This window comes from Arthrobacter jiangjiafuii, assembly GCF_018622995.1.
Taxonomy (GTDB): Bacteria; Actinomycetota; Actinomycetes; order Actinomycetales; family Micrococcaceae; genus Arthrobacter_B; species Arthrobacter_B jiangjiafuii.
Genome location: NZ_CP076022.1, coordinates 3,200,993 through 3,213,621, shown reverse-complemented (window position 1 = coordinate 3,213,621; position 12,629 = coordinate 3,200,993). Strand labels below are relative to the sequence as shown.

The window sequence follows — 12,629 nt, the reverse complement described above, 5'->3', positions numbered from 1 at the left end:
CCGGACGCGCAGGCGAGCGGCGCCTAGATCCGCAGGCGAAGCGGCGGGGTGGACACCGGCCCTCCGCAGCGTTCGGAGCCGCCCACCCGCTTCCAGTCCAGGGGGAAGTCCTGCTCCGCCAGAATCTCTCCGGACGCAGCCCAGGCCCGCACCGTGACGGAATCGGGTGCACCCATATCGAGGAAGAACTCCCAGGTATCCGCGTCGGCTGCGCCGGCGTCGACACCGGCGTCGCTGGAAGGATCCGCGGCGGAGGCCGAGGGGAAGGGCGGGTCCACCGGAGTAAAACCGGACTTTGCATCCGCCGTCCGGGTGGAACAGGATCCGTCGGCGCACAGCTCCAGGCGCTGCACGGCACCGGCATCGCCTTCCACCTCGATGCTCACGCTGTTGATCCAGCCGATCGCCGGGCAGGCGTTGGAGCAGGAGACCAGCGGCCAGCAGGCTGCCGCCGCCGCAGCCCAAAGAGCGGTCCTCCTTCGCGTTCCCATGGCGCCAGTATAGGTCCGGGCCGTCAAGGGCCGGGCTCCCATTTGACCGAGTTGAGTCTCCTCGGCTCAACTTTGTTTGACAATGAACTGCTCCTGAGTAGAGTTGAGTGCAGAACGCTCAAGACGCGTCCCGGGGGCAGTGCATGGGTTATAGATCCAGAACATATTCCTCTTCGGGCCGCGGTTTTCCACGGAAAGAGAGAAGCAACATGTCACGTGCAGTAGGTATTGACCTTGGAACCACCAACTCGGTTGTCTCCGTCCTCGAAGGCGGCGAGCCCACCGTTATCGCCAACGCAGAAGGCGGCCGCACCACGCCGTCGGTAGTCGCTTTCGCGAAGTCCGGTGAAATCCTGGTCGGCGAAATCGCCAAGCGCCAGGCCGTGAACAACATTGACCGCACCATCTCCTCCGTGAAGCGCCACATGGGCACCGACTGGAAGGTGGACATTGACGGCAAGAACTACACCGCCCAGGAAATCTCCGCCCGCATCCTGCAGAAGCTGAAGTCCGACGCCGAGTCGTACCTGGGTGAGAAGGTCACGGACGCCGTGATCACCGTTCCCGCGTACTTCAACGACGCCGAGCGCCAGGCCACCAAGGAAGCCGGCGAGATCGCGGGCCTGAACGTGCTGCGTATCGTCAACGAGCCCACGGCTGCCGCACTGGCCTACGGCCTGGACAAGGGCAAGGAAGACGAGCTCATCCTGGTCTTCGACCTCGGCGGCGGAACGTTCGACGTTTCCCTGCTCGAAGTCGGCAAGGACGAGGACGACTTCTCCACCATCCAGGTGCGCGCCACCGCCGGTGACAACCGCCTCGGCGGCGACGACTGGGACCAGCGCGTCGTGGATTACCTGCTGGGCCAGGCCAAGGCCAAGGGTGCAGACCTGTCCAAGGACAAGATTGCCCTGCAGCGCCTGAAGGAAGCTGCCGAGCAGGCCAAGAAGGAACTCTCCTCCGCGACCTCCACCAACATCTCGCTGCAGTACCTCTCGGTTACCGCCGACGGTCCGGTGCACCTGGACGAGCACCTTTCCCGTGCCAAGTTCCAGGACCTGACCAAGGACCTGCTGGACCGCACCAAGAAGCCGTTCAAGGACGTCATCTCCGAGGCCGGCATCAAGGTTTCCGACATCGACCACATCATCCTCGTCGGTGGTTCCACCCGCATGCCTGCCGTCACCGAACTGGTGAAGGAACTGGCCGGCGGCCAGGAGCCGAACAAGGGCGTCAACCCGGATGAGGTCGTCGCCGTCGGCGCCGCACTGCAGGCCGGTGTCCTGAAGGGCGAGCGCAAGGACGTCCTGCTGATCGACGTCACCCCGCTGTCCCTGGGCATCGAAACCAAGGGTGGAGTGATGACCAAGCTGATCGAGCGCAACACGGCCATCCCGACCAAGCGCAGCGAAACCTTCACCACGGCCGATGACAACCAGCCGTCCGTCGCCATCCAGGTCTTCCAGGGTGAGCGCGAGTTCACCCGCGACAACAAGCCGCTGGGCACGTTCGAGCTGACCGGCATCGCTCCGGCTCCGCGCGGCGTCCCTCAGGTTGAGGTCACCTTCGACATCGACGCCAACGGCATCGTGCATGTGTCCGCCAAGGACAAGGGCACCGGCGCCGAGCAGTCCATGACGATCACCGGTGGTTCCTCGCTCTCCAAGGAAGACATCGACCGCATGGTTCGCGAAGCCGAAGAGCACGCCGCGGAGGACAAGAAGCGCCGCGAGGCAGCCGATGTCCGCAACTCCGCCGAGCAGCTGGCCTACTCCGTGGACAAGCTCCTCACGGACAATGACGACAAGCTGCCCGAAGACGTCAAGACCGAGGTCAAGGGCGATGTCGACGCGCTGAAGAAGGCGCTCGAAGGCACCGAGAACGACGACGAAGTGAAGTCCGCGTTCGAGAAGCTGCAGACCTCGCAGACCAAGCTGGGCGAAGCCATCTACGCCCAGGCCCAGTCTGAAGGCGCTGCAGGTGCCGCCGGTGGTGCCGGTGCGGCAGACGGCGCATCCGACAGCTCCTCCGCAGCAGGCGACGAAGACATCGTCGACGCCGAGGTTGTTGACGACGAAGACAAGAAGTAGTCATGGCTGCCGGTAACGAGAGCCCCAACGAGACGCCCAACCCCGAGGAACAGGATGCCGCCGGCACGCAGCCGGCGGAATCCGGCGACATGCCGGCATCCGGCTCCGCGGCAGCGGGCACCCCGGAGCCTGAGACTGCGGACGCTTCCAGCGCCAACACCGGAGCCGACGGCGATGCCCTCGCCCAGGCCGAGGAAATCCTCAACAGCGCCGGAGCACCGCAGCCGCAGGCAGCGGGGTCACCCGAGGCAGCCGAGCTGCGCAATGACCTGCTGCGCCTGCAGGCGGAGTACGTCAACTACCGCAAGCGGGTGGAGCGGGACCGCGACGTCGCCCGGGAAATGGCAGTCATCGGAGTGCTGAACTCCGTGATGCCCGTCCTGGACGACATCGACGCAGCGCGCCAGCACGGCGACCTGGCAGATGGACCGTTTGCGTCCATTGCCAACAAGCTGGAAAACACGCTGAAGCAGTACGGACTCGCCCGGATTGACGAGGTGGGGGTCGCCTTCGATCCCAACATCCATGAGGCCCTGATCCAGCAGCAGAGCCCGGATGTCCAGTTCGATACAGTGACGCAGATCCTGCGGGCGGGCTACAAGTCCAACGACAGGGTGCTGCGGGCGGCACAGGTTATCGTCTCCGTTCCGGAGCAGTAGCCAGCGGGTGTCCGGGACCGTCAAACGGCGGCCCCGGACACTCTTTTTCCAGCAGTGCACGTCCGGTCCGTAATCCGCGGGTTGCGGGCAGGAGCGGTAAAATGAGGAAGGGGACGCCAATTGGCTAGTCAGGATTGGGTCGATAAGGATTTCTACAAGATTCTGGGTGTCCCCAAGGACGCGTCGGAAGCCGATATCAAGAAGGCGTATCGGAAGCTGGCGCGCAAGTACCATCCGGACCAGAACCAGAGTGATCCCTCAGCGGAGCGGATGTTCAAAGACCTCTCCGAGGCGTACTCCGTGCTCTCCGACGCCGACGAGCGCCAGCAGTACGATGCCATCCGCGCCATGGGCAGCGGTGCGCGTTTCTCCGCCGGCGGTCCCGGCGGCGCAGGCCCCGGCGGCGGCGCCGGTTTTGAGGATCTCTTCGGCGGGCTGTTCGGCCAGGGCGCAGGCGCACGGCCCGGACGGCGCACCAGTTACGGCACCGGCGGCGGCAACATTCCGCCGGAGTTCGCCGACCTGTTCGGCGGTGGCGGCTTTGGCGGCGGTTTCGGCTCGGCCCCGCCCCAGAAGGGTGCGGACCGGACCGCCAGCACCACCATCTCCTTCGCCGGGTCCATCAACGGCACCGTGATCGGGCTGCGTGAACCCAGCGGCGAAGTGGTCGAGGTCCGCGTTCCCGCCGGCGTCAAAGACGGCCAGAAGATCCGGGTCCGCGGCAAGGGCGCCCCGGGGGCCGCCGGCAACGGGGACCTGATGGTCACCGTGCATGTGACTCCGCACGACTTCTTCGTCCGGGACGAGAACAACATCCGCATCCGCGTTCCGGTGAGCTTCCCGGAGGCCGCGCTGGGCGCCACCATCGAGGTGCCCACGCTGACCGCCGACAAGGTGCGGCTCAAGGTACCTGCCGGGACGCCGTCAGGCCGGACGCTGAGGGTCAAGGGCAGGGGCGTGCAGACCTCCAAGGGCAAGGGCGACCTGCTGGTCACCATCGACGTCGCGGTTCCCTCACATCTGAACAAGGACGCCAAGGCGGCAGTCGAGGCTTTCGCTGACGCCACGAAGGGCGAGGACCCCCGGGCCGGACTGGCCGCCAAAGCCCGGCTCTAGCCCGATCCAAACACGGTTCCGCCCCACGCCAACCCGGGGCGGAACCGGGCTATGGTTACTACGTCAACAGCAGTAAGAGGAGGAACAATGGGCATCGACGTCAACGCGCCTATCTTTGTGATCTCCGTTGCCGCTGAGCTGGCTGACATGCATCCACAGACACTCCGGCAGTATGACCGGCTCGGCATCGTCTGCCCCAGCCGCGCGCCCGGCAGGTCGCGGCGCTACTCGCAGCACGACATCGACATGCTCCGCGAGGTCCAGCGGCTCTCCCAGGAGGGTGTTTCGCTCGAAGGCATCAAACGCATCATGCAGCTGGAAAACCAGGTTTCCCGCCTTCAGGGCCGCATCCATGAACTGAGCGCCGAGCTGGATTCGATCCAGCAGCGCACCCCCGACCGCAGCCGCGTGTTCGCCGCGGGCCTGGCCGGCGACGTCGTCACCCTGACCCGCGGGCAGCGGCCACCGGCATCGCGGCCGGTCGCCGGCCAGCTCAGCCTGGCTTCGCTGGTGCAGCGCCGCAGCAGGCTCCGCGCCCTGCCGGCCGGCAAACAAGACGCCAGCGAGTATGCCGGCGACGGTTACATCCAGTCCATCTGATTTTTTCCCGGCCCCTGCCTGGCCTTTCCTCCGCCTAGCGGAACCGGCGCCCCTGGTCCCTGCGGTTGGCCCACACAGCCAGCGATCCCAAGACCAGCATCCAGGCCAGCAGACACGGCAGCGCAGCCGCACCGAGGGGCTGGCCGGAGAAAACAGCCACCGAAATATCACGGGCAGCCCGCGTGGGCAGGAACAGCGAGAACGTATTCAGCCCCGGACTGAACAGATCCGGCGGCAGCATCAGGCCGCCCGCAAACGCCAGCGGAAAGAACACCACCTGGGTCACGGCAATGGCAACCTTGGGCGTGCACAGGTAGCCGATCAGCAGGCCCAGGAACAGGAACGGCAGCCCGCAGAGCAGCCACACGAGCACCGCCGCCGGTATCCGCCACCAGGCCACCAGGCCGGTGGTGAAGGCCCCGCCCGCTGCTGTTGTGAACAGGCCCACCAGCACCACCGGAACCAGGGCGAAGAATGCGAACATCATCGCCGTCAGCGCCCGGGCCGCAGTGGGAGGCAACGCGCCCACGGGCAGCGTGCGCACGTAGCTGTTCCACGGGTTTGCCCGTTCCTCGGCCACGCCGATGCCGTAGTTGAACAGGAACGAGCTCATCACCCCGAACAGCGCCAGCTGGGCAACCGCGATCAGCGAGGCTACGGGATTTGAGGTGAGGGCCTCCTGCGGCAGCACGAAAAACACCAGTGCCAGGGTGGGGAACACCGTGGAGGAAATCACCGAGATGGGAATCCGCAGCTGTTCCAGGATCTGGGCCTTGGTATGGGCGCGGACCAGGGAGGTTTGGGATGGTACTGCGGCCGGGACCGTCATGGCTGTTCCTCTCGGGCGTGTGCGGCTTCCGGAACCGGGGTCTGGCGGTGGGTCAGTGCCAGGAAGGCTTCCTCCAGGCTCGCGGTGTGGACCTCCAAGCGGGAAAAGGGAAAATTGTCGCGGACCAGCCGGCGCACAGTTTCGTCGGCATCCCGGCTCAACACGGTCACGGCATTGTCCGGACCGGTGGCGACGCCCGCGCTTTCGGGCAGCGAGGCGAAGGCCGACGGCGGCAGCGTGGTGTGGAACGAGACCTTGCTGACCGATACATGGCTGCGGATTTCATCCACCGTGCCGTCGGCGACGACGGACCCGTTGTTCAGCACCACGACCCGCCCTGACAGGGTCTGGATTTCCTCGAGGTAGTGGCTGGTGATGAGCAGCGTGCCGCCCGCCCTGCGGTATTCGCCGAGCCGTTCCCACAGATTCTCGCGCGCCTGGACATCGAGCCCCGTGGTGGGCTCGTCGAGGATGACCAGCCGCGGGTTTCCCACCAGTGCCAGTGCCACCATGAGCCGGCGCTGCTGCCCGCCGGAGAGCCCGCCGCACTGTTTGGCGGCGATGTCCGAGAGTCCGAAGTCCGCCAGCAGCTCGGGGGTCGGAACGGGCTCGGCGTAGTGCGCGGCGACGAAGTCCACGGTCTCGCGGACCCGCAGGGTGGGCGGCAGCGACGTCGCCTGCGGGGTGGTTCCGAGCTGCCGCCTGGCCAACGGGTCACGCGGACTGCGGCCAAATAATTCCACTGTTCCGGAATCGGGGGTGCGGAGCCCGCACAGCAGGTTGAGCAGGGTGGATTTTCCGGCGCCGTTCGGACCGAGCAGGCCGAGGGCTTCGCCGGCCCGGATGTCCAGGGTGACCGGGTTAAGGGCGGGTTTGCCGGCGTAGCTTTTGGTCACCGACCGTGTTGCTGCCAGGACGGGCACAGTCAGGACGCCATGTCTCCCGTTGCCGGAACGGCACCGGTCGGGCGGTAACGAAGGAGAACGGTGCCCATTTCCGTGGCCGGCTCTGCGGAGACCAGCTCCAGTGCCGCAGGTGGTCCGTCGTCGGGGAAGAGCCGCTTGCCCGGCCCCACCACGATCGGATGCACCCACAGGTTCAACTGGTCGAACAGGCCCTCTGCGAAGAGCGTGCGGGCAAAGTCGATGCTGCCGATCACGTGGATTTCCTGATGCCGCCCGCGCAGGGCCTGCAGCTCCGCCGCAAGGTCGGCGCCCAACAGATGGGAGCCGCGCCAGCCAAGGTCCGGGGCGCCCCGGGATGCCACATACTTCGGAATGGCGTCGAACTTGCGGGCAATACCGGCGTCCTCAGAGTCGAGCTGATACGGCCAGTAGGCGGCAAAAATGTCGTAGGTCCGCCGTCCCAGCAGCAGGGCGTCCATGGCCTGAATGCCCTCGTCGACCTGCGCTCCGGCGGCCTCATCCAACAGGGGGGCCTGCCAGCCGCCAAACCTGAAGCCGCCGTCGGGGTCTTCCCCGGGTCCACCGGGGGCCTGGGCGACGCCGTCGAGCGTAATGAAAAGATCAATGCAGATACGGCCGGGCATGGAGCGCTCCTTTTCGCCGGGCGATTGGCTCCATGCTGGCTACCGGCCCTCGGGCCTGTCAAGGCTTCCGGCGCCGGTTGCCCGGTGCTCGCAGCCCCAAGCCCGGGGCCGCCTCAGCGCAGGCGGCGGGCCCGCACCACGACATCCTCGGTGTGATGGGCGCCGGCTCCGGTGGTTACGTGCCGGGGTCGGATCTCATCCACCTCGATCTCCCAGTTGTCATCGAGCAGGGCGGCCACATCCGCCACGCTGACGTAGTCGGCAGGATCAAAGCCGCGTGCCCGGGCTTCCTCAGGGGTGGGCGGGAGGTGGTGCACGATGAGCAGCACACCGCCGGGTGCGACGGCGCCCAGCAGCGCACGCTCGGCAGCCTTGTCCGCCGTGGCAGGCAGAGCGGGGTACTGCGCCGACACCAGGTCGAAGGAGGCCTCCGGGAGCGCCGCCTCGACCAGGCCGGCGTGCAGCCACGCCACCTTCAGCCCGCGGCGATCGGCCTCCCGGACGGCACGGTCCAGGGCCACCCTTGACACGTCCAGTGCCGTGACATCCCAGCCCTGTTCGGCCAACCACAGCGCGTCGGCGCCTTCCCCGCAGCCGACGTCCAGCACCCGCCCGGGCACCAGGCCGCTGACCTCGTGAACCAGCGCGCCATTGGGCTGCCCGCTCCACAGCTTGTCCATTTCGGCGTAGCGCTGATCCCAGTCGATGCCGGATGCGTCCTGTCCGGGTGTTGTATGTTCCATGATTCAGCGCCGGCCGTCGGCCTTTGCCTCCGGCCGCAGGCGGATGAGGCGCTGCGGGCCGTCCTCGTCCAGTTCGACCAGATCGCTGTGCGAGGAAAGGAAATCGGTGAAGGACCGGAAGCCGAGCGGCTTCTCGTTAAAGGAGGGGTCCATCCGGCGCATCTGGTTCTTGATGGTGCCCGTGTTGAGCCACTCGTCGGCGTCGCCCTTGGCATGGCCGATCTGCAGTGCGCGCATAAGCAGTTCCGTGGCCAGGGTCTGCGGGTCGATGTCCTCCGCGGGCTCCGGCTCGTCGAACGCGGTGTCAGCGGTGTGCGAGAACATGGGGACGGTGGTGAGCTGGCGGGCCTTGCCGGAGGCCGGCTCGGGCTGCGCTTCGACCTCTACCGGTTCCGGTGCCTTCCGGCCGGATCGGGGGCGGTCAGCCGCTGCGGCCGCCGCGACGGCGGTGTCGATCCCGGGCAGCGAGTCGTAGTCCTCGAACTCGTCGCACGCTGCTGCGAGCGAGGTGCTGGTCGAGCCTGCAACACCGATGCCCACCACGAAGCGGCCGAGCCGCTTCGACTTCTGCGCCAGGGCAATGTAGTCGGAGTCCCCGGCCACGATGATGACGTGGGTGAGGTCCGGCAGCCGGAAGAGGTCTTCGACCACGTCGACGGCCAGGCGGATATCCGCCCCGTTCTTCGTTCCCCGGGTGGTCGTGGTGAACAGCTGGGTGAGGTCCACGGCACGCGACATCAGCTGGCGCTGGTAGCTGGCGTTGACCGGCACCGACCAGTCGGCGTAGGCGCGGTTGACGACCAGTGTTCCAAAGGAGGCGGCGAAGTCGATGATGGCGTTGAAATCAACGGTGGCTGCGGTGAGCCGGGCGGCGACCTCGGGATCGGCGTCGCGGTTCAACCGGTCGAAATTGCGGATGCCGTCGCGCTGGAAGGCATTGCGGCCGTGCAGCTGCTGGTAGCGCGAGATGACAATGTTGTCGAAGTCGATGTAGAGGCCGACGCGGGCATCGTTGGGTTCAGTCATGGGAAATCAGGCCTTGCGGTAGGTGAGATCGAAGATGAGGCGGCCGGCTTGGTGGGCCTTGTTCTCGAAGCTGGTCAGGGTGCGGCCCTCGAAGCGCGGTGCCCAGCCGCCGCGGGTGTCGACGTCGTTGATCGGAGCCTTATTTTCCAGCCCCTCCCGGTTCACCCGGGTCAGCGGGGAGTCATCGCCGGCGCGCTCGCCGTCGTGCAGGTTCACGAACCGGGCGGAGGCGTCCAGGACCTCGCGCATCTGCACCGCGTAGTCCGACCAGTCGGTGGCCAGGCGCCAGATGCCGCCGGGCACCAGCACGCGGGCCACCAGTTCAGCGAACTCGTCCTTGACCATGCGGCGCTTGTGGTGGCGGGTCTTGTGCCACGGGTCGGGGAAGAAGACCCAGACCTCGTCCACAGAGCCGGCGGGCAGCATGGTGGTCAGTACTTCGGGGGCATTGGCCTGCACGACGCGGACGTTGGTCAGTTCCTTCTGCCCGATGCGCTGCAGGGTCTGGGCGAGTCCGGGCAGGTACACCTCGACGGCGAGGTAGTTAGTGTCCGGGTTCAGCTCCGCAGCGTGCGTGACAGCTTCGCCAAGACCCGAGCCGATTTCCACGACCAGGGGAGCCGTGCGGCCAAACTCGGCAGCGGCGTCGAACACGTAGTCCGGATCCACCGAGGTATCGGCCTCTGCGCGCGGAACGTCAATGACGAAGCGCTCTGCGAGCTCGTCCCAGGCCTGCTGGCGGCGGCCCTGCAGGCGGGAGCCGCGGCGGACAAACGAGACCGGCGACCGGAAGTGCGCAGTCTCCACGGTCTCCTGGGTGGCCGAGGCCGTCCCTGGCCCCGGATCAGGTTCGGGGGAGTTCAGGGAGCCGGCGTCGGGCAGGGCTGGTTCAGTAGTCATCACTGTTAATGCTATCGGCTGCCGCCGGACCCGGATTGCAGGCCTCCACGGGCCCGTGAACCCGGCCCGTGAACCCGGCCCGGCGGGGCCGTCCCGGGCCGGGTGCCGGCCGCCGATTAGGAAACTGGGGGTAAACCGGTAAACTGGACGAAGTTGTTGTGTCTGCCGCGCCTCAAAGCCGCGTGTGTAAGCAGCACAACCTGCGTCGATGAACGCTTTCTTTTGTCCCGCTGGCCCTTATCCGGCCAAGCCCTGGACACTGTCTGACTTTTCTTCGGCGAACCCCCGTCGCCATACGGTTTTGGGGGCCGTTTACCGAAAGTTGCCTGTCTTTAAATGACTACTTTTGCTGCCCTTGGTGTACCCAAGGTCCTCGTTTCATCCCTCTCCGCTTCCGGAATTGACGAAGCATTCCCGATTCAGGTTGAAACCCTTCCCGATACCCTCAAGGGCCGCGATGTACTGGGCCGGGGCCGCACCGGCTCGGGCAAGACCCTCGCTTTCTCACTGCCGCTGGTCGCCCGGCTGGCCGAAGCGGAAGCCGCCTACCGCCGCAAGCCCAACCGCCCGCTGGGCCTGGTGCTTGCACCGACCCGCGAGCTCGCCACGCAGATCAACAACGTGATTGAGCCGCTCGCCAAGGAAATGGGCCTGACCACCACCGTTATCTATGGCGGTGTTTCGCAGCAGCGCCAGGAAAAGGCCCTCAAGGCCGGCGTTGACATTGTTATTGCCTGCCCCGGCCGGCTTGAAGACCTCATGAAGCAGAAGGTCATCAGCCTGGAATCCATTGAAATCACTGTGCTCGATGAAGCCGACCACATGGCTGATCTCGGGTTCCTCCCGGTAGTGCAGCGCCTGCTGGACCGCACTCCCGAAAAGGGACAGCGCATGCTGTTCTCCGCAACACTGGACAACGGCGTGGACAAGCTTGTCCGCCGCTACCTGTCCAACCCCCTGACGCATTCGGTGGATGAGCCGCAGGCAGCGGTGTCCACCATGGAGCACCACGTGCTGCTGGTCCAGGACCAGACGGCAAAGAAGCTGCTCGTCAAGGAACTGGCCTCGGGCCAGGGCCGCCGCATCATGTTCATGCGCACCAAGCACCACGCACGGAAGATGGCCAAGTTCCTGACGGACAGCGGCATCCCCACCGTTGACCTGCACGGTAACCTCTCGCAGAACGCCCGCGACCGGAACCTGGCGGAGTTCTCCTCCGGCGACGTCCGCGTCCTCGTTGCCACCGACGTCGCCGCCCGCGGCGTGCACGTGGACGACGTTGAGCTGGTTGTCCACATCGATCCGCCCACGGAGCACAAGGCATACCTGCACCGTTCCGGCCGTACGGCCCGTGCCGGTTCCAGCGGAACCGTTGTCACGCTGACCCTTCCGGAGCAGAAGAGCGAAGTTTCCAAGCTGATGAAGGCTGCCGGCGTGGACGTTTCAATCGAGAAGGTTTCGCACAATTCTCCGTCCATCGCCAAGCTGATCGGCGACCGCGCCGCTGCTGTGGAGCCGCATGTGCGCGCCGCCCAGCTCGCGTCCAAGTCTCCTCAGCAGGGCGGCGGCCGGTCCACCGGCGCCAATGCCCAGCGCAAGCGCGCCGCCCGCTCCACCACCGCACCCCGTGCCGGTGGCCGCGGCGGAGCAGGCGGACGCGGACGCGTGTCGGCCGACCGTCCGGAGCGCAGCGAGCGTGACCGCAACGACTTCACGCCCGATGCACCCCGTGCTGCACGTTCGCAGGACGGACGCCGGGGCGCAGCTGCTGCGTCCACGGCTTCCGGCCGCAACCGCCGTCCGGCCACGGGCCAGCGCGCCTCTGACGTGGCTCCCGCCGGCGGCGGCCGTCCCGCAGCGGGTGGCCGCAGCCAGGCACCGTCCGGTGCAGGCCGTCCCGCCCGCGGCGCCGGTCCCCGCCGCGCCACTGCTCCGGCTTCGAACGAACGCCGCGCACGCTAAGCGCTAAAACGCTCAGCGCTAAACATTGAAGGCGCCTGCTTCCCCCCGTGGGGAGGCAGGCGCCTTTTTGTGGTTTTGTCGACGGCCAGCTACGGGGTCAGTCCAGGTCAAAGAAGGAGACGACGGCGGCAAAACCGCGCCCCAGCACAGCCGGACGCCCGGCATCTCCCGCTACCGTGTCCAACGGGTTCAGGGCTGCAGCTGAACCGTCGGGCGCAGTGACAGTGGCCGATCCGTGCAGAAGGACCAGGAACTGGCCGTCCCCGAGGGTCTGCGGATTCTTCTTCGAGAGTTCGGCGACCATCACGGAGGCGCCAGTGGTGGTCCGGTCCACCACCGTGTTCAGCACGGTTACAGGCCCGGTTGGCAGGGCTGCCTCGGCCAGGGAGTCGCCGGAATACCGGAAGGGCCGGAACCGCTCCATTCCGTGTTCGACGCCGTCGACGGTCAGCACCAGAAGCTCACCCTCAACCGGTACCGTAACCCGGTCCTTGCCGGGGAACGGCGTGAACGCACCGGGTTTTTCGACCGCAGCGATACTGAGCCGCCATTGGTCTCCGGCGGCCAGTTCCTTGACCCGTCCGTTGTTCCGGCCCCACGGAACCGACGGCAGGTCCGCGAACCTGATGACCGGGGCGTCTTTGTCTGTACTGCTCACGCTGTC

At 66.7% G+C, this 12,629-nt stretch carries 13 protein-coding genes; 5 read left to right on the top strand and 8 right to left on the bottom strand.

The genetic code is table 11. The features are described 5' to 3' along the window. Nucleotides 1-23: 23 nt before the first annotated feature. Nucleotides 24-491, bottom strand: a complete 468-nt coding sequence (locus KKR91_RS15055; RefSeq protein WP_210227605.1) for a hypothetical protein — start codon at nt 489-491, stop codon at nt 24-26. 209 nt (nt 492-700) lie between these two features. On the opposite strand from KKR91_RS15055, the gene dnaK reads away from it, so the two are divergent. The 4 genes from dnaK (at nt 701) to KKR91_RS15035 (ending at nt 4,956) form a co-directional block, all read left to right on the top strand. Further along, on the top strand, nt 701-2,581 hold the full coding sequence (dnaK, locus tag KKR91_RS15050; protein ID WP_210227606.1) for a molecular chaperone DnaK: 1,881 nt from the start codon (nt 701-703) through the stop codon (nt 2,579-2,581). A 2-nt stretch (nt 2,582-2,583) separates the two neighbouring features. Further along, on the top strand, nt 2,584-3,240 hold the full coding sequence (locus tag KKR91_RS15045; RefSeq protein ID WP_210227607.1) for a nucleotide exchange factor GrpE: 657 nt from the start codon (nt 2,584-2,586) through the stop codon (nt 3,238-3,240). A 120-nt stretch (nt 3,241-3,360) separates the two neighbouring features. Continuing rightward, nucleotides 3,361-4,356: a DnaJ C-terminal domain-containing protein gene (locus tag KKR91_RS15040; RefSeq protein ID WP_210227609.1), complete on the top strand. Its 996-nt coding sequence runs from the start codon at nt 3,361-3,363 to the stop codon at nt 4,354-4,356. 87 nt (nt 4,357-4,443) lie between these two features. After that, entirely contained in the window at nt 4,444-4,956 is a 513-nt protein-coding gene (locus tag KKR91_RS15035) for a heat shock protein transcriptional repressor HspR (protein WP_210227612.1), read from the top strand. Between the two features lie 34 nt (nt 4,957-4,990). Here the strand turns inward: KKR91_RS15035 and KKR91_RS15030 are convergent, their stop codons facing one another. The 6 genes from KKR91_RS15030 to trmB all read right to left on the bottom strand — a co-directional run bounded on the left by KKR91_RS15030 (nt 4,991) and on the right by trmB (nt 10,003). Next, a complete protein-coding gene (locus KKR91_RS15030) occupies nt 4,991-5,785 on the bottom strand; it encodes an ABC transporter permease (RefSeq protein WP_210227614.1) in 795 nt (264 codons plus the stop codon). Beyond that, a complete protein-coding gene (locus KKR91_RS15025) occupies nt 5,782-6,681 on the bottom strand; it encodes an ABC transporter ATP-binding protein (protein WP_237687402.1) in 900 nt (299 codons plus the stop codon). The genes KKR91_RS15030 and KKR91_RS15025 overlap by 4 nt, the downstream gene beginning before the upstream one ends. A 29-nt stretch (nt 6,682-6,710) precedes the next feature. After that, nucleotides 6,711-7,334: a dihydrofolate reductase family protein gene (locus KKR91_RS15020; RefSeq protein ID WP_210227616.1), complete on the bottom strand. Its 624-nt coding sequence runs from the start codon at nt 7,332-7,334 to the stop codon at nt 6,711-6,713. 113 nt (nt 7,335-7,447) lie between these two features. Beyond that, the gene (locus KKR91_RS15015; protein WP_210227617.1) at nt 7,448-8,077 is read right to left on the bottom strand and encodes a class I SAM-dependent methyltransferase; all 630 of its coding nucleotides are present in this window, start codon (nt 8,075-8,077) and stop codon (nt 7,448-7,450) included. A gap of 3 nt (nt 8,078-8,080) precedes the next feature. Further along, the gene (locus tag KKR91_RS15010) at nt 8,081-9,103 is read right to left on the bottom strand and encodes an NYN domain-containing protein (protein WP_210227618.1); all 1,023 of its coding nucleotides are present in this window, start codon (nt 9,101-9,103) and stop codon (nt 8,081-8,083) included. Between the two features lie 6 nt (nt 9,104-9,109). Beyond that, a complete protein-coding gene (gene trmB, locus KKR91_RS15005) occupies nt 9,110-10,003 on the bottom strand; it encodes a tRNA (guanosine(46)-N7)-methyltransferase TrmB (protein WP_210227619.1) in 894 nt (297 codons plus the stop codon). A gap of 336 nt (nt 10,004-10,339) precedes the next feature. On the opposite strand from trmB, the gene KKR91_RS15000 reads away from it, so the two are divergent. After that, nucleotides 10,340-11,965, top strand: a complete 1,626-nt coding sequence (locus tag KKR91_RS15000; RefSeq protein ID WP_210227620.1) for a DEAD/DEAH box helicase — start codon at nt 10,340-10,342, stop codon at nt 11,963-11,965. A gap of 97 nt (nt 11,966-12,062) precedes the next feature. Here the strand turns inward: KKR91_RS15000 and KKR91_RS14995 are convergent, their stop codons facing one another. Continuing rightward, nucleotides 12,063-12,623, bottom strand: coding sequence for a HutD/Ves family protein (locus tag KKR91_RS14995; RefSeq protein ID WP_210227621.1), 561 nt, complete (start codon nt 12,621-12,623; stop codon nt 12,063-12,065). Nucleotides 12,624-12,629 lie beyond the last annotated feature (6 nt).